This is a genomic window from Labrys sp. HAY1-8F (genome assembly GCF_056754975.1).
In genome coordinates this window covers 1,120,849-1,136,359 of sequence record NZ_JBPGWZ010000001.1, presented here as the reverse complement: position 1 = coordinate 1,136,359, position 15,511 = coordinate 1,120,849, and the positions used below count along the sequence as shown (strand labels likewise).

11 protein-coding genes and 1 pseudogene are annotated in these 15,511 nt (G+C 57.7%); 6 read left to right on the top strand and 6 right to left on the bottom strand.

Features of this window, described 5'->3' with window-relative positions; genetic code table 11:
- Positions 1-182 precede the first annotated feature (182 nt).
- The 3 genes from ACR9ZN_RS05125 to ACR9ZN_RS05115 all read left to right on the top strand — a co-directional run bounded on the left by ACR9ZN_RS05125 (position 183) and on the right by ACR9ZN_RS05115 (position 2,615).
- Complete coding sequence (locus ACR9ZN_RS05125; protein ID WP_454817355.1) at positions 183-668, top strand: ferritin-like domain-containing protein; 486 nt, start codon at positions 183-185, stop codon at positions 666-668.
- A 172-nt stretch (positions 669-840) separates the two neighbouring features.
- Positions 841-1,137 (top strand): PRC-barrel domain containing protein, encoded by a 297-nt coding sequence (locus ACR9ZN_RS05120; protein ID WP_434960350.1) that lies wholly within the window; start codon positions 841-843, stop codon positions 1,135-1,137.
- 242 nt (positions 1,138-1,379) lie between these two features.
- Positions 1,380-2,615: a glycosyltransferase family 2 protein gene (locus ACR9ZN_RS05115; RefSeq protein WP_481271533.1), complete on the top strand. Its 1,236-nt coding sequence runs from the start codon at positions 1,380-1,382 to the stop codon at positions 2,613-2,615.
- Here ACR9ZN_RS05115 and ACR9ZN_RS05110 read toward each other — a convergent pair.
- Genes ACR9ZN_RS05110 through ACR9ZN_RS05100 form a run of 3 tightly spaced genes read right to left on the bottom strand, consistent with a single transcriptional unit; the run spans position 2,511 to position 5,087 of the window.
- Positions 2,511-3,107, bottom strand: a complete 597-nt coding sequence (locus tag ACR9ZN_RS05110) for an SAM-dependent methyltransferase (RefSeq protein WP_454817359.1) — start codon at positions 3,105-3,107, stop codon at positions 2,511-2,513. The two genes, ACR9ZN_RS05115 and ACR9ZN_RS05110, sit on opposite strands and share 105 nt — an antisense overlap.
- Positions 3,104-3,841, bottom strand: coding sequence for a PIG-L deacetylase family protein (locus ACR9ZN_RS05105; RefSeq protein ID WP_481271532.1), 738 nt, complete (start codon positions 3,839-3,841; stop codon positions 3,104-3,106). The genes ACR9ZN_RS05110 and ACR9ZN_RS05105 overlap by 4 nt, the downstream gene beginning before the upstream one ends.
- Entirely contained in the window at positions 3,831-5,087 is a 1,257-nt protein-coding gene (locus ACR9ZN_RS05100) for an acyl-CoA dehydrogenase family protein (protein ID WP_481271531.1), read from the bottom strand. Before ACR9ZN_RS05100 ends, ACR9ZN_RS05105 begins: the two co-directional genes overlap by 11 nt.
- Positions 5,088-5,198: 111 nt before the next feature.
- Between ACR9ZN_RS05100 and ACR9ZN_RS05095 the strand changes: the two genes are divergently transcribed.
- Positions 5,199-6,746 carry an FAD-dependent oxidoreductase gene (locus ACR9ZN_RS05095; protein ID WP_454817365.1) on the top strand — a complete coding sequence of 516 codons (1,548 nt, stop codon included), beginning with the start codon at positions 5,199-5,201 and terminating at the stop codon, positions 6,744-6,746.
- Between the two features lie 123 nt (positions 6,747-6,869).
- Here the strand turns inward: ACR9ZN_RS05095 and ACR9ZN_RS05090 are convergent, their stop codons facing one another.
- Positions 6,870-7,115, bottom strand: coding sequence for a hypothetical protein (locus ACR9ZN_RS05090; RefSeq protein ID WP_481271530.1), 246 nt, complete (start codon positions 7,113-7,115; stop codon positions 6,870-6,872).
- A gap of 547 nt (positions 7,116-7,662) precedes the next feature.
- On the opposite strand from ACR9ZN_RS05090, the gene ACR9ZN_RS05085 reads away from it, so the two are divergent.
- Positions 7,663-8,544: a hypothetical protein gene (locus ACR9ZN_RS05085; RefSeq protein ID WP_481271529.1), complete on the top strand. Its 882-nt coding sequence runs from the start codon at positions 7,663-7,665 to the stop codon at positions 8,542-8,544.
- 357 nt (positions 8,545-8,901) lie between these two features.
- Here ACR9ZN_RS05085 and ACR9ZN_RS05080 read toward each other — a convergent pair whose 3' ends face one another.
- Positions 8,902-10,218 (bottom strand): NRAMP family divalent metal transporter, encoded by a 1,317-nt coding sequence (locus tag ACR9ZN_RS05080; RefSeq protein WP_481271528.1) that lies wholly within the window; start codon positions 10,216-10,218, stop codon positions 8,902-8,904.
- 220 nt (positions 10,219-10,438) lie between these two features.
- Positions 10,439-10,663 (bottom strand): annotated as a pseudogene (locus ACR9ZN_RS05075) (IS6 family transposase); the annotation flags it as partial.
- Positions 10,664-11,043: 380 nt separating this feature from the next.
- Here ACR9ZN_RS05075 and ACR9ZN_RS05070 point away from each other — a divergent pair.
- Positions 11,044-15,240, top strand: a complete 4,197-nt coding sequence (locus tag ACR9ZN_RS05070; RefSeq protein ID WP_481271527.1) for a hydantoinase B/oxoprolinase family protein — start codon at positions 11,044-11,046, stop codon at positions 15,238-15,240.
- Positions 15,241-15,511 lie beyond the last annotated feature (271 nt).

The window sequence follows — 15,511 nt, the reverse complement described above, 5'->3', positions numbered from 1 at the left end:
CTCGATGGAAGGAAGCCGCCTGCACATCGAAGGTGCAATCATCATGCCCACACAAAAGCCGTGACACGCTCACAATCCAGCGCCGGGCAGCGATCTGGTCCAGATGTTCCAAAGCGATCCATCGAGGAACAAAATTCCCAGACTTGAGTTTGGCAGTGGGATTCGCAGATAGGATGAGCAAAATGGCAGGTTCTACGAAGGAAGACAGCGGGCAAGTGATTTCTCGCGATCGTCTTGCCGAATTGCTGAACGAGGACCTTTCCCGTGAATATCAGGCGATCATTGCCTATGTTGTGTACTCGCAAGTAATCAAGGGTCCCGAGTATATGAGTATCGCGGAACAGTTGGAGACTCATGCGCATGATGAGCTAAAGCATGCCCTCATCTTGTCCCGACAAATCGATTATCTCGGCAAGATGCCGACCGTCGTGCCGAAGCCGGTTCAGACATCGAAGGTCGCCCGTGAGTTGTTGCGATTTGATCTGAACAACGAGAATGAGACAGTTCGCAATTACAGGGAGCGGGTTCGCCAGTGCGAAGCCTTGGGTGAGTTTGCCCTTGCCGAACAGATTCGTCAGATCCTCGTAGACGAACAAGACCATCAGATTGATCTTGCCACCGCGTTGGGAGAGGACGTTCCGGATATGAGCAAACCTCTAAAGAAATAACCTCCCGATCGTTCATACGATTGATCCCAGTGAAGCGGGCGACGGTGCTGGGAATTTCGGAACGGTCGCGAGCGACGTTGCCGGAGATGTTACTTCCAGGCCGGGAAAATAATTAGGGAACAGCCGACGAAGGCGGCGGTTATATGCGGTTGAAACTTACAGGAGGCCGAGTATGGACCACAGCACACACACCAGGCTTGCCGACAGCGAACTCACACCGGAATATTTGGAAGGCGCGACGATTTACGGCCCGGAGGACGAGAATATCGGCAGTGTCTCCCATGTCCACGGCATAGGCACGGACACCATTGTCGTGATCGATGTCGGCGGTTTCCTGGGAATAGGTGCCAAGCCCGTGGCCGTGAGGGTCGCTGACCTCGATTTCATGCGGGACGAGAATGGCGAGGTGCACGCGGTGACCTCGTGGACGAAAGACCAGCTCAAGGCAATGCCCGAACACCAGGACTGAAGTCTGGTCCCGGGAAAAAAACGGCGTGGCGGATAGGTCGCCTAAAGCGTTCCGTTTCTTGCAATGAGCACAGTTAACGTGGAAGAGCGGGTGGATCTAACATCTGCTCTTCATATTTCCGGGCATATATTTAATATCGAATATCAAATATACATTGATAATATGCTGGAACATTTGCAGTTTTTAAAGGTTTATATGAAGAAATAGCAGATAATTTCTATCTGTTTAATCCTTGGGTTTCAATGGATAGCGCGCTCGTTTCCCTTCTTTCTTCTTTGCCCGGCCATCCGCAGCAGCACGAAGAAATGCGTCCTGCGGTCATTGCCATCCCCGCTTGCAACGAGGAGGAACGGATCTCGCGCTGTCTCGCGGCTCTCGCAGTCCAAAGAGACAAGAGGGGCCAGCGCATTCCCTTCGAAGCCTATCAGGTGCTTGTCTATGCCAATAATTGCACCGACGCGACCGCGGCAAGGGCGGCCGACATACGCAATGGCACGGGGGTGCGGATCGATGTTGTCAGTGTTACCTGTTCCGAGGAACTGTCCTCGGCTGGTCTTGCGCGCAAAGCTGCCATGGACATTGCGGCTGAGCAACTCGAAACGGCGGATTTGCATAACGGCGTCATCTTGACGACGGATGCAGACAGCATCGTTTCGCCGTCGTGGCTTGCGAGCAGCTGGCAGGAGTTTTCGCAAGGCGCCGATTGCATTGCCGGCTATATCGACGCGGATCCGCACGAGTTCATAGAGCTCGGTCGCAGTTTCCAGTATCGCGGTTTCTTCGAGGAGCACTATCACGCGCTCGTTGCCGAGATTTTCGCGTTGTTGGATCCACGGCCTCATGATCCATGGCCCAATCACCAGGTCAGCTCAGGTGCCAGTCTGGCCGTTACGTTGAAGATGTACCGCGCAATCGGCGGTTTGCCAGCTAAGGCGACCGGCGAAGATGCCGCGCTCGCGCTGGCCGTAGAGTGCCTGGGTGGAAAAGTCCGTCATTCCATGGATGTTTGCGTGACGACATCCTGCCGGCTAGACGGTCGGGCTGTGGGTGGGGCGGCTGACGCCATGAAGCAACGCCATGCAGAGCCCGACGCACCTTGTGATCAGGAGCTGGAATCCGTTTTCGCGGTGACCAAGAAGGCGTGGCTGAAGGGGCATTTGCGCCGGTCAAGCAACATCGGCTTCATGGAAGAGTCTGCAATCCTCGCAGCATTGGGACTGGGGTCGGAAGAGATTGGGAGGCTTCTCACAACCCTTCGTCGATCGTGCTTTGAAGTCTTCTGGCAGGAGTTAAGCGCTGCCAGCACCTTTCTGCGCTATGGCGAACCCTTGAGACCTTCCATGCTGGCAGCGGAGATCAGGCGCGCCGAAATCCTACTGACTTTCCTTCGGTCCCAGCCTAATCCACTCGAGGCGATAGATCTCCTGATGGAGGACCGTGTGGCATTCGAGGCGAGGTTGCAGCGCGTCCAGGAATAACGCGGCCGCTTCCGTACCGCCCAGGGGATAGTTCGTCGGACCAAGCCAGTGACAGAGAACGATCTCGGCTGCGGAGCTTGCGTTGGCCCGGCACCAGGCGGCGAGTGACAACAGATCCGTGACGTCCAGATAATACAGGACCTCGGACAGCACGATGAGATCGAAGGGACCTGCAGGCAGCCCGTCCGGCGCCGCGGCGATATGAAAGTTCACATTGTCCAAGGTAGCGCAGGCGATCCTGGCCTTTGCGATGGCAGTGGGCGAGATGTCGACAGCATCGAGCGTATCACAGTGAGCAGCCAGACGTGCGGTCAACACGCCGATTGAACAGCCGATCTCCAATGCTTTTGCGTAGGAGGCTCGGGCGAGCGCCCGCAAGGTTGCCTGATATTTCCGATCCTCGTACTCGCTCGTCGCAAAGTTCCACGGGTCGGAATCCGATCTATAGAGCGCCTCGAAATACTCGCGGCCGATTGTGTGCTGATGTCTCATGTTTGGCTCCGGATAAAATATTCCGTCGGTTCGAGAAAACGGCGGAGCTTTTCTGCGCTGAACGTAAAGCCCTCCGGATCATCATCGATCAGCTTCGTCATCTGTGACGCGTGCGCAGCAATAGCTCGGTGCTTTTGGCCGATCCAGGGTGAGATATCGAGACGGAAACCTTCCGGAGGAGGTCGTTCGATGGACATCGAGCTGGGAAGATACCAGCCCCATATCGGGTAATGCCACAAGAGGAGATGAGGGAGCTCCTGCCCGACGGCCTCCGCGATCCTTGCTGCTGCCAAATGGTCGCAGTGGGGGTCCTTGTCCCAGCTGACGAAGAGACTGGTCGAAGCACTCCTGACGACCAGTTGGGATAGACGCTGCACGGCTTGATCGAACAATGCCCCGGACGTCGGGGCGGACGTGTCCGGCACGTCGAAATGAGTTATGTTTGCCGGCAAAAGACCTAAGGCTTCCAAACCCGTGCGACATTCCTGGCGTCGTAGCTCGATCAAGCGCGCCTTTGGAAAGCGCTGCGAATTTGGATGAGAACCAGCACCGTCCGTCAAGACGGCAACATTCACATCGATGCCCGCTTGAAGGCATGCAGCGATCAGGCCACCGGTGCCCAAAGCCTCGTCGTCCGGGTGAGGGGCCAGAATGGTTACGGCACCGCCACCAAGCTTGTCGAGGCCAGCATAGGGCAGGTTGGCGACCTTTGCGAGATAGGCGCTAATTCTCATCGGCGTTCCACAGTTCATGAACCGGGACGGAAGCGGTCAACGCGAACCGTGCCGCATCGGCCATTGCAAGATCGGGAACCGGTTGCCTCAAATAGGTTCTAAGATCGCGTGATATACGCTCGATGGGGTCAGGGCGCATGAAGGAGGCCAGGCCAATACCTCGCTGTATGGTATCCATGACGTCGAGCGCGGCTCGCTCCGTCACGCCTCTCGTCAGATTTGAAAGGGCCACGCAACCTTGAGCGTCGTCTGCTTTTAGCGCCAGATGCCGAGCCGCTGCTCTCGTCCACGAGGCCGCGGTTCGAGCCGCGGCGAGGCATATGGCAACGCGCTGAAGCTGATAGGGATCCTCACCGCGCTGGCGTGCCCGTAATTGCGAAAGATAGAGATCGACAAGCCGTTCGATGGCGCCGAGATGGACGGCGCAAAAGCGCCAGGAGCCCCCTGAAAAATACGGTTGGCGCATGAAATCGCCTCGCTCGCCGATCAGATTTTCGTCGGGGATGGTAATCCCAGACAGGTCGATGGATCCGGTCGCGCTGGAGCGCATCCCTTGCGGGGTCCATCTTGACAGATCCACGCGAGCCTCTTCGCCCTGGAGTTCCAGAAGAACGATGCGTTGACCCGCTTCGCTGTTCGCCGTGACCAAAGGCCTCGAAAGAAAATCGGCCCCGGAAGCGAGGATCTTTCCACCCCGCAATATCCAGCCCCCCTTGCTGCGCTCGATGCAGAGGGGATCTTTTCCATCTGCGCCCCACACGCCGGTCATGGCACCGCGCCTTACCGATGAAGCCAGACTATCCAGTTGCGCGGAGGTGCCGTAACGCTGAAGGAGATCGATCGCGTTGCAATGGCCTTCAAACAGCCGCCCAATTGAAAGATCGGCCGCTCCCAGCGAGCGAAGGGCCTCATGCAGCCGGGGCCAGTGTGGCGCCCCGAGAAGCCCGCCTCCGTCCCGGTTTTCTGGAAGCGGCTCCGCCAAGATGCCCATTTCATGCAAGGCTCTCGTTACTGCCGGATCGAGATGGCAGGTTTCATCCGCTTCCGCGGCTCGTTCTTCACAAAGCCTGGTGAAGCCGGCAAGACGATCAGCCCATGAACCATGCCCCTCGCTGCGACCAGTTTCACTAGGCAGTTTCGTGGCCGCACTCGCCCGCATTTTTATTGTTCCTCGCCGCTGTTCTCGGAGTCCAACACGTGGCGGCACGAAATCGTTCCAGCCGAAAGCCGGGCGTGGCTGAAGCATCACCCTTCAAACTCGCCTTCTACCGGGCGGGTACCGGAACAAAGACTACCGGCTATGGTTTGAGCCGTCATGGGCTCGGGAATTGCGATGGAATAACAACGGACGAAGCACATGCCGCACAACCGGGCGTTGGTTGATCTGTCAAACGGATTGCCTTTGTCGTCTCTCGAAGAAGGGCAACCCTTCTTCGGTCGGGTCGGCGATGCTCCTGTCTATGTGCTCAAGCGGAAATCCTCTGTCGACGCCTTCAGCTCCCTGTGCAGCCACCTCGGTGGTCCCTTGCAGGACGGTTTGGTTGACGGGCCCCATGTGCGCTGTCCCTGGCATCACGCGTGTTTCGAACTCAAGAGCGGAAGAGCCCATGCGGCACCTGCCTTCAATCCCCTGGAGCGCTATGACGTGGACGTGCGAGACGGCACGGTGAGGGTCACCAAGCAAATGCCGGCAGCCGAACCTCGGGGTGTCGCATCGCAGTCTCGGAATCCCGATCAGGGCGCTTTTGCTATCATTGGCGGCGGGGCCGCGGGTTTTGCCGCGGCGCATGCATTGCGTGCAGACGGCTGGCCTGGCCGGATCCTCATGTACTCGGCCGATAGCCGAGCACCTTATGACCGCACGCTGCTGACCAAGGATTATCTCGACGGGCATTTCGGCGATGATCGTCTCGAGATCGCCAAGAACGCATTTGAGAACCTCGGTGTCGATCTTGAACTCGACGTCGAAGTCGAGGCGATTGAGCCTGCCGATAATTTGCTTCGCTTCAGCCAGGGACGAACACAGATCTATGACAAGCTGCTATTGGCGACCGGCTCTCGACCCAAGCGCCTCGACATACCGGGTGGAGCCGGCTCAAACGTCTTTACGCTTCGAACTCTCGCCGATTGTCGCCGCATTCTCGCTGCCGTGTCTCATACCCGACGCGCGGTCATCATCGGTGGCAGCTTCATTGGGCTTGAAGCGGCCGCTTCCCTGACGAGCCGAGGAATTTCCGTGGCGGTCGTGGTGCCTCAATTCCATCCAATGGAAAAGCTGCTGGGCCGTGCGTTGTCGGATCTTATAATCCAAACACTCTCGGCGAAGGGCGTCGAGTTCCATTTCGGATGCAAGCCAGCCAGGATCGAGGGGAATTGGGTAACGCTCGACAAGGGGGATAGCCTGGAAGCCGACTTCATGCTCGTGGGTATCGGTGTCACTCCGAGAATCGGGCTCGCGCGCTCCGCTGGCATAACGATCGACCAAGGTGTGGTAGTCGACGAGTATTTGCGCACGTCCGCTCAGAATATCTATGCTGCTGGCGATATCGTCAGTTGGCCATACCGGATCAAGGGAGAGAGGATCCGAACGGAACATTGGGTCGTCGCCCAAAGACAGGGACAGACGGCTGCGGTCAATATGTTGGGGAGCCAGCAGCCATTGATATTGGTGCCTTTCTTCTGGAGCAAATTTTTCGATCTCTCGTTCCGTTATATCGGCCACGCCAGGGAATGGGACGCGGTAACGATCGAGGGAGATCTCCAAAAACGCAATGCTCTATTGCGGTACTGGAAGGATGGGATTGATGTCGCAGTAGCAAGTGTCGGCCGTGACCGGGATTGCTTGCTTGCTGAAAGGGACTTTTATGTCCGACTTCGAAATGGGAAAGATGGCAACCCGGCTTAATCACTAGAGCGGACGCGGCGTCGCATCCCTAGTAGCTAGACAGAATGCGAGAGTACCTTGCGTTGATCTAAACATGATTATTGGCGGGATTACCGGCTCGGCTTACCATCGCACCTGCCAACATCAATTTTGTAGTTTCTCGATCTCCTGTATCGCGGCTTCGCCGGCTTCCGTGATCTCCCAATAATTGGCCGCCGGGCGGGGCTTGATAGCTACGAATCCCAGAATGCGCAGGCGCCAAAAGGTTCGTTGCGATCGAACTCCTTCGGGCATGGGACCAATCGGCACGCCTCCTGGAGTCATCTTGACTTCTATGCCCGCCTTCAGGGCAGCCAGCGCACGGATCTGGGCGGTGGATAGCTTCGCCATGCAAGCAACGCCGTCCTAGCATATCAGCGCAAGTTCGAGCACTCGGTTACGGCCTCGATACGCCTGAAGCGTTTATTCTACATGAGATCAAGCAAGTCAGGGGCGAATTGCGCCGTGGCTGCGAAAATGAGTTGCCGGCGTCCTACTCCGGCGGGCTGTCTTGGAGGTGCATGCTGTTCTGTAACGCAATCATGCTTGAGCGGGTCCATTCGGTGTTTCCGCGGTCCGAATAGCGATCCAGACGCCGAGAGCCAGACGCTTCTGTTGACTCCTCTGTCCAGATTAGCTTCTCCCTGATGGCCGCTTGCGTCAGTGTCGGCGTGTCGCTGAGATCAGGAACGATATGAGGCCGTGCTATGGCATGCACCCTCACCGAGCCCTGAACGGAACAACCAGCTTTTTCTTCAGTTTGATAATCGCAGGTGCAGCTTTGCGCCAAACATACGGGAGCAAAAGTCATGGGCCGTGGGATTTTACTTTGGCTTCTCGGGGTGCCGATCCCGATCATTATCTTGATCGCGCTGCTTTATCATTAGGGAGATTGGTGATGGCTCAAACCGGCGTACTCGTCGAAGATGGGGTCGAGGCGTCCGCATCGGCGGTTTCCTGGGCTGCGATTTTCGCTGGGGCGGCAAGTGCCGCTGTGTTTTCGTTGATACTCATCCTCATCGGAACGGGCATAGGCCTTGCCTCTATCTCGCCATGGCAGAACAGCAGTGCTTCAGCAACGACTGTAGGCATGCTCGCCATCGCCTGGTCGGTAGCAGTTCCTTTGTTTTCGTATGCGGTGGGCGGCTATCTGGCGGGCCGGCTGCGGACTCAATGGGTCGGCCTCCATTCCGACGAGGTCTTTTTTCGTGACACCGCCCACGGCATGCTCGTGTGGGCTATCGGGACGTTGTTTTCCGCATTGTTGTTAGGGACGGTTCTTTCCTGGGCAGGGCAGGGTGTCGTGCAAGTGGGAGCGAGTGCTGTAACGGCGGCCACCCGCGCCGTGACTTCCTCGGCTGACGAAGCGCCGAGCAATGGATGGAACGCATACTTCACGGACGTGTTGTTCCGATCGCCGCAGCAACAAGCACAGAGCAACGATTCGGGGGCGAAGGCAGAGATCGGTCGGATTGTAGCTCGCTCGCTGGCAGCCGGGCAGTTGAGCAATGACGACAAAGACTACGCGGCCCAGTTGATCGCGCGCCAGACCGGCATCAGCCAATCCGATGCCACAAAGAGGATTGATGGTGTTATGGCTGCGGCAAAGCAGGCTGCAACACAAACAGCCGAGAAGGCAAAAGCTGCGGCGGAAGTCGCGCGCAAGACCGGTGTTTATAGCGCGCTTTGGGCTTTTGTTGCGCTTCTGGTAGGTGGTCTGTCGGCGTCCTATATGGCAACCGTCGGCGGCCGAATTCGCGACAATTTACCTGCCATTTGACGCTTCCCCAGTCCCCACCTAGGCGAATGAATGAGAGCTGGTCCAGCTTCTTTTTCCAGCTCTAAGCACCATTTAGCCAGACAAGTTGGCAACCGAGCCTCAGGTCGTTGTCCGACAGGTTCCAAACGTTCCTACCTGCCCGATGTCAAAATTGGCGTCGGGCACTTTTGTGAAAATCCCACCACGATGTTCCGATAGATGCTGCCACCTTCCGCCGTTGATGGCGTCTTTACGGCAGGCTTTCAATTTTTCTCAATGCCATCGCCTTGAACAGCGGTAACACGAAAAATGTGCCCGTTGCCCGCCGCCGTTCCAGGCGATGATCAGGTTTCTCGTATCGACCATGGTTCCAGATGATTATCCTAGGAAAACCGATACGCCCATTCCGATCGCGCAAAGAGCCATAACTGCCGTCGAGAGCCAACCCAGGCCGATCAACCAGCCGCCAATGGTCTCATCGCCCATGATCTTCTTGTTCGTCGACATCAGCATCATGATGACCATAATGGGGACCGCTACGACTCCATTCACGACAGCACTCCAGAACAGCGCTTGGATCGGATTAATCGGCGTGAAGTTCAAGGCTACGCCAAGCATGGTTGCGATAGCTATTGTTCCATAGAACGCTTTCGCGTCCTTGGGCTTGCGAGCCAGTCCGGTGGGCCAACGCAGGGCTTCGCCGAGGCCATAAGCGGCCGATCCGGCAAGCACTGGAACAGCCAATAGGCCCGTTCCGACAATGCCGACAACGAATAACAGTTCGGCAAACTTCCCTGCTACAGGCTCCAAAGCTTCAGCTGCCTGGGCCGAGCTTTCGATGTTGGTGACATGGTGAGTGTTCAGCGTTGCTGCCGCCGTGACCATGATGGACAGTGCGATGAAATTTGAGACGCCCATGCCAACCAGGGTGTCCAGTTCAATCCGCTGCTCGGCGTCTTCTGCTTGTTCCGGGCAGTCCTTCAGTGGCTCGCGCCCGGGCTTTTCCTTCAAATCCTCAACCTCCTGTGAGGCTTGCCAGAAGAAAAGGTATGGACTGATGGTTGTCCCGAAAATCGCCACGACCGCGGTGAGATAGTCAGCGGTAAATTCGATATGTGGAATGAAAAGACCGGACGCTAACGTGGCCCAATCGATCTTCACGATGAGAAGCGTGGCGACATACGCCAACAGTGCCAAACTGAGCCACTTAAGGAGACGAACATACTGCTTATATTGAAGAAATACTTGGGCGACGGCGCATCCGGTGCCGAGGATGATGATATAGATCAGGGTGGGGCCGCCTACGATGAGTTTAATGGCGTCTCCCATTGCGCCAATATCAGCCCCGATATTGATGACATTCGCGACAATCAGTAGGAGGACAGCTGAATAGACCAGCCAGTCAGGATAATACTTACGCAAGTTACCAGCTATTCCTCGCCCTGTGGTTCTCCCGAGGCGGGCACTGATCATTTGGATCGCGCTCATGAGCGGATAAGAAAATATCAGTGTCCAGCTCGCGCTATAGGCAAATTGCGCGCCTACCTGCGAATAAGTCGCAATACCGCTTGGGTCGTCATCGGAGGCACCTGTGATCAAGCCTGGTCCTAGTACGCTCAATATTCGAGGCTTGCTGGATTCTCCGGCCGGGCTGCGTTCCGCCCTCGTCTTGTGGTCATCGTCTCGTTCGGTCATTTCCCCACCTCGCTGGAAAGGTGTTTTTGTTTGCCCACTCTTGAGGCTGCACAGGAACAGTTTCTGCGTAAATCGGTTCCCGGAGGATGCCGGACCGCGAGATCTGCCCGCGGCCATAATTTAGGAACAACTCCACTCGCGTGATGTTTGAGGCGCGCGAGGCGATGCGTGCTGGCATCGTCTTGTGGTCGATGGTGTAACGGCCCGCGCTGGCCTTCGGCTCGTCCATGTGCCACTTGCCGGTCACGGCTCGTTTGCGCCGGTTGAAGCGTTTCGGAAGCAACGGCGAGAGGTGAAGGACCCAGCGATGGATCGTCGAGTGATCGACAGTGATGCCGCGTTCCGCCACCATCTCTTTCAAGTCGCGCAGGCTCAGGCCGTAAGCCAGGTAACAGCACTCGCAAAGCAGGATTACCGAGCGGTCGAAATGGCGCCCTCTGAACATCGCAAGCTCCTCGAAAATCGGAGGGCTTCATTGCCGGACATAGATTGCCATTCGGCTGGCGACAAGCCGCCTGAACCGCGCCTGCCGCCCGATTGACCGCCTCTTAGAAGCAATTCCCTATCGTGGCCAAAAGCATATCCGCGTTGGGAAGTCCTCACGCGCTGGCCAATTGCCTATGAAAAAAATGTTTGGCGAATTGAGTATTTTATGCGTATGCTACCAGTTACGTTCAACAGAGAACGCGGTCACGGCACATTGCGCGCTGCGCAACATGTACTGTGCGTGACCATCCCCCCAAACATAACAGACAATCGTACTGCACGACGCGAGTTGTGCTGTCCGCCTCACACTGTCCAACATAAATCGGGAGGAATCCGCCTATGAATATAGACGGAAGACTGAGCGGCTATGCCTCTAAGGGATCGCGTGTTCGAGTTGCCATAGACGTCGGAGGAACATTCACCGACGTTTTCATTCTTGACTCCAACGGCAATCAGACCGTTGCAAAGGTGCCGAGCACGGCCAATCCAATTGATGCTGTCATGAACGGTGCAGCGGCGGCTCGGATTGATTGGCATGACGTGGAACTGTTTACCCACGGGACGACGATCGCGACAAACGCGCTGATAACACGCAATTTCAAGCCCGCAGCCATGGTGACGACCAAGGGCTTTCGAGACGTTCTCGAAATCGGGCGCGGTACCAGAGAAGACCCCTGGGATGCATATAAGGAAGGCACCCCACCCTATGTTCGGCGGCGCGACCGTTTCGCCGTTACCGAGCGCATCAACTATCGCGGCGAGGTCATTGAGCCATTCAACGAGGCCGAGGCTCGCGAAGTAGCGCGCATCCTGCGCAAGCGGGAAGTGACCGCGGTCGCGATATGTTTCATCAACGCCTATGTCAACGGTGCTCACGAACTGCGAATGGCCGAAATACTTGCTGAGGAGCTTGGGCCGGACGTCGCAATCACGACTTCGCACGAAACTCACCCAGAGATCTTTGAGGACGACCGGTTTTCGACGACAGTCGCCAATACAATATTGGCGCCGATCATCCGACCCTATGCGCGTGACATAGATCGCAGAACGACCGAAGCCGGTTACGAAGCCGACGTGCTGCTCCTGCATTCGGGTGGTGGGGTGATTACGCCGGCGACGGCGGAGAAATACGCCGCCCGCCTTGCGGCTTCAGGCATCGCGGCGGGTGCGATTGCAAGCAGGCATTTCGCCGGCCTGTGCGGTTACAAGAATGCAATCGGCCTGGATATGGGTGGAACATCGGCCGATATTTCGCTCGCGGCAGACGGACATTTGCGAATGACCGACAAATGGGAGGTCGATTGGGGCCACCCGATCTGTTTCCCCTCGGTCGAGGTTCTCACCATTGGCGCGGGCGGCGGCTCGCTCTCCTGGCTTGACAAGGCGGGGTCGCTGCGCAACGGCCCACAATCGGCCGGCTCCGTGCCTGGTCCCGCCTGCTATAAGGCCGGGGGGACCGAACCGACCAACACCGATGCGAATATCATTCTGGGGCGCGTCGGCACCGAGTTGGCCGGCGGCAGCATGAAGCTCGATCGCGATGCCGCACTCGAGGTGATGAAAAAGATCGCCGAGCCGCTCGAGCTCAATGTGATAGAGGCCTCGCTCGCGACGCTCCGGGTCGCGAATGCCAATATGGCAGATGCAGTTCGCCTGATCTCCATTGCCCGGGGCCACGATCCTCGTGATTTCGCACTGGTGGCTTTTGGAGGCGCCGGCCCCTTGCACGGCGTGGATATTGCTCGCGAGCTCAACATTCCAGTGGTGGTGGTTCCGCCAAACCCTGGCGTGACCTCCGCGGTCGGGTGCATGCTTGTCGATGTCCAGCACGACGTCACCCGCATGTTCTTCAAGGATGCCGTCGAGGCCGATCCGGCCGACATCGAGGCGGCGTTCAAGGAGATCGAAGCCGAAGGGCGCGCGCGGCTGGAAACCGATGGTGTCGACGAAAAGGACATGACGTTCCAGCGTCTGGTCGACATGCGCTATCGTGGGCAGTGGCGTTCGCTGGCGGTGCCGGTTCCCGGCCAGATCAAATCGATGAAAGAAGCGATCGCGATCTTCCACAGTGAATATGAGAAAGCCCACAACTTCCGCCGTGAGGATTTTCCGGTCGAGATCTATCGTTTGACCGTTCGCGCGATCGGCGTCACGCCCAAACCGTCCTTCCCGAAAGTCAAGATCGACAAGGGCGCAAAGGCGACACCCAAGGGAACGCGCGAGGTCTGGTTCCACGGCCAGCCCCAGGCAATGACCACGAACCTGTATGATCGCGATCATTTGGCGGCAGGTGTCACCATCAAGGGACCCGCCATCATCGATCAGCTCGAACTCGACCACCGTCATCCCCCCCGACTGCGTCGCCCATATCGACGAGTGGCTCAATATCCAGATCAAGCTCGACGCCGCCTAAGCGACGCCTGGCATAGGAACATGGAGAGGAAGAACAGCATGAGCAACTTGAGCAAATATGCGGGGCTGTCCGACAAAGGCATTCAGCATCCGCCACTTCCCGCGGACCGAAAGACGGTATTCAAGACCACACTCGACCCGATCACGTTCGAAGTTCTACGCAACGCCTTCGTCAACATCGTCGATCAGATGGCCGAGCAGTTGCTGAGAACCTGCTATTCATTCGTGATTTACTGCCGCGATTTCTCGTCGGGGTTGAGCGATCCCCAGGGTAACCTGGTGATGCAGGGAACGGGCGACATCGCCGCGCATGTGGGAACACTCCACTATACGTGCAAGGCGGTGATCGAGGCGTTCGGCGACGATATCCACCCGGGCGACGTCTTCATCATCAACGACCCCTTCCGGGGCGGCAGTCACTTCAACGACACGCGGATCCTGCGCCCGATGTTCTACAAGGGCGAGTTGATCGGATACTCGCAGGCGAACGGGCACTGGGCTGATATGGGGGGAGCGGCACCCGGGTCCTTCAACATCAATGCGCTCGACCACATGGGCGAAGGGCTACGCATCACGCCGGTGCGGGTCTGGAGCAAGGGGGTCTGGCTCGAAGACGTGGCCCGCATGATCGCTGCCAATACGCGCAATCCCGGCGATGTCATCGGTGACATGCAGGCGCAGGCCGAGGCGACCGCCGTAGCCGAGCGTGAGATCGTCCGGCTTTGCGACAAATACGGCGCCGAGACCATCAAGACCGCGTTTCAGGAAGTGCAAGACTATGTTGAAGTACTCATGCGCGCGCGTCTTGCCGAATTGCCGGACGGCACTTGGTACGCTGAAGACTATATTGACCAAGATCCCAAGCTTGAGGAGGGCCTGATCCCGATCAAGATCAAGTTCACGATCGATGGCAATCACGCCCATTACGATCTGTCGGGATCGCATCCGCAGATTTCCACATTCCTGAATGCGGCCTATGGAGGCTCGTTCGCAGGCATCGTAGCGGGAACTAAGTATCAGTTCCCGGATCTACCACTGAACTCCGGCCTCTACCGGGCGGTAACCGTAAATGTGGGAGAGCCGGGAACCGTTGTGAACGCCGATTGGCCGAGCCCTTGCGCCGGCTTCTGTTCGGGTCCGTTCGAAAAGCTCATGAATTCGGTGTTCGGCCTTTGGGCCGAAATCCTGCCCGAACGGACCATGGGTTGCGCCTTCAATCTCGAATATCTGCTGGTCGGAGGGCGTGACACCAGGATCAAGGGGCGTCCTTATTTCATGTGGTATGATTGGATGGCAGGCGGTTGGGGCGGCCGCAACGGTCGTGATGGCTTCAATGCCACTGCACCGGTGTTTGGCGCGCAATATGGCATTCAGCCACTCGAAGGCCAGGAGCGCCTCGCCCCCGTGCTGACGAAATGCCACGATTTCGTTCAGGACTCGGCCGGACCTGGGGAGTCCCGAGGGGAACTCGGTGCCGAGAAGGGCGGCTCCGTCTTTGAAGGTGAGCGCATCGTGGTGTCCTATTGCTGCGATCGCGAGCGCTCTGTCACATGGGGTATGTGGGGCGGTCTGCCCTCGATCCCACACGGTGTGTGGCTTAACAAGGGGACGGAGAAGGAGCGCTATCTCGGCTCCATCTTCTCGAATCTGCCGATTGAGCTGGATGACGTGTTCACGCGTCCATCCGCCGGCGGCGGAGGCGTCGGCGATCCCCTGCTACGCGACCCGCGGCTTGTCCGCGAGGACGTGGCTGACGAATATGTCAGTATTGAGCGGGCAAGAATTGACTACGGCGTTGTCATCAGGGTGATCGACCGCGATCTGGCTCAGTACGAGGTCGACGTCGAGGCAACAGAGAGGGAGCGCCAGCACATCGCTGCGGCTCGCCTGGGCTGGCTCGATGAAGATGCAGAGAGGGTCGCCGCAGATTATCGCGCCGGAAAGCTCAACGAGATGGATTGTATCCGGCAATACGGCGTTATCCTCGATTGGGGGGATGGCACGCTCCTGCCCAATACGACCAATCAATTTCGTCAGATGCTCAAGCGCAGGGCCGTGCCCTACTGGGGCAAGACGCTGGCAGTCCTAGGTAAGGAAGCAACCCAAAGATCTCGGGCCGCCTAAGGTGGCTGGGCACGGGAGGCGGAGCGCACGAACGCACCGCCTCCCCACGAGTGCCGCTAGGCGAGGCGGCTGGAAACGGTGATGGATTGGCCAGGAACGCCAATGCCATCACGTTCAGGACAATGCGCATATTCTCGATAATGCTGGCTCTCCTCCGTTCGCCTCCCGGGCGAGAGCACAGTCGCGCATGAACCTGTTCAAGGCGGTTCTCACGTGTAGGCAAATAGCCATCTGCGACAAAAGACGGTTGGCATTTCACATCCTGCGGACG

What these genes read in the sequence shown, in the direction of transcription:
- ACR9ZN_RS05090 (WP_481271530.1), bottom strand. Translation starts at nt 7,115, where the DNA reads ATGGCGAAGCTATCCACCGCCCAGATCCGTGCGCTGGCTGCCCTGAAG.
- ACR9ZN_RS05105 (WP_481271532.1), bottom strand. Translation starts at nt 3,841, where the DNA reads ATGAGAATTAGCGCCTATCTCGCAAAGGTCGCCAACCTGCCCTATGCT.
- ACR9ZN_RS05110 (WP_454817359.1), bottom strand. Translation starts at nt 3,107, where the DNA reads ATGAGACATCAGCACACAATCGGCCGCGAGTATTTCGAGGCGCTCTAT.
- ACR9ZN_RS05095 (WP_454817365.1), top strand. Translation starts at nt 5,199, where the DNA reads ATGCCGCACAACCGGGCGTTGGTTGATCTGTCAAACGGATTGCCTTTG.
- ACR9ZN_RS05085 (WP_481271529.1), top strand. Translation starts at nt 7,663, where the DNA reads ATGGCTCAAACCGGCGTACTCGTCGAAGATGGGGTCGAGGCGTCCGCA.
- ACR9ZN_RS05100 (WP_481271531.1), bottom strand. Translation starts at nt 5,087, where the DNA reads ATGCTTCAGCCACGCCCGGCTTTCGGCTGGAACGATTTCGTGCCGCCA.
- ACR9ZN_RS05120 (WP_434960350.1), top strand. Translation starts at nt 841, where the DNA reads ATGGACCACAGCACACACACCAGGCTTGCCGACAGCGAACTCACACCG.
- ACR9ZN_RS05125 (WP_454817355.1), top strand. Translation starts at nt 183, where the DNA reads ATGGCAGGTTCTACGAAGGAAGACAGCGGGCAAGTGATTTCTCGCGAT.
- ACR9ZN_RS05080 (WP_481271528.1), bottom strand. Translation starts at nt 10,218, where the DNA reads ATGACCGAACGAGACGATGACCACAAGACGAGGGCGGAACGCAGCCCG.
- ACR9ZN_RS05115 (WP_481271533.1), top strand. Translation starts at nt 1,380, where the DNA reads ATGGATAGCGCGCTCGTTTCCCTTCTTTCTTCTTTGCCCGGCCATCCG.
- ACR9ZN_RS05070 (WP_481271527.1), top strand. Translation starts at nt 11,044, where the DNA reads ATGAATATAGACGGAAGACTGAGCGGCTATGCCTCTAAGGGATCGCGT.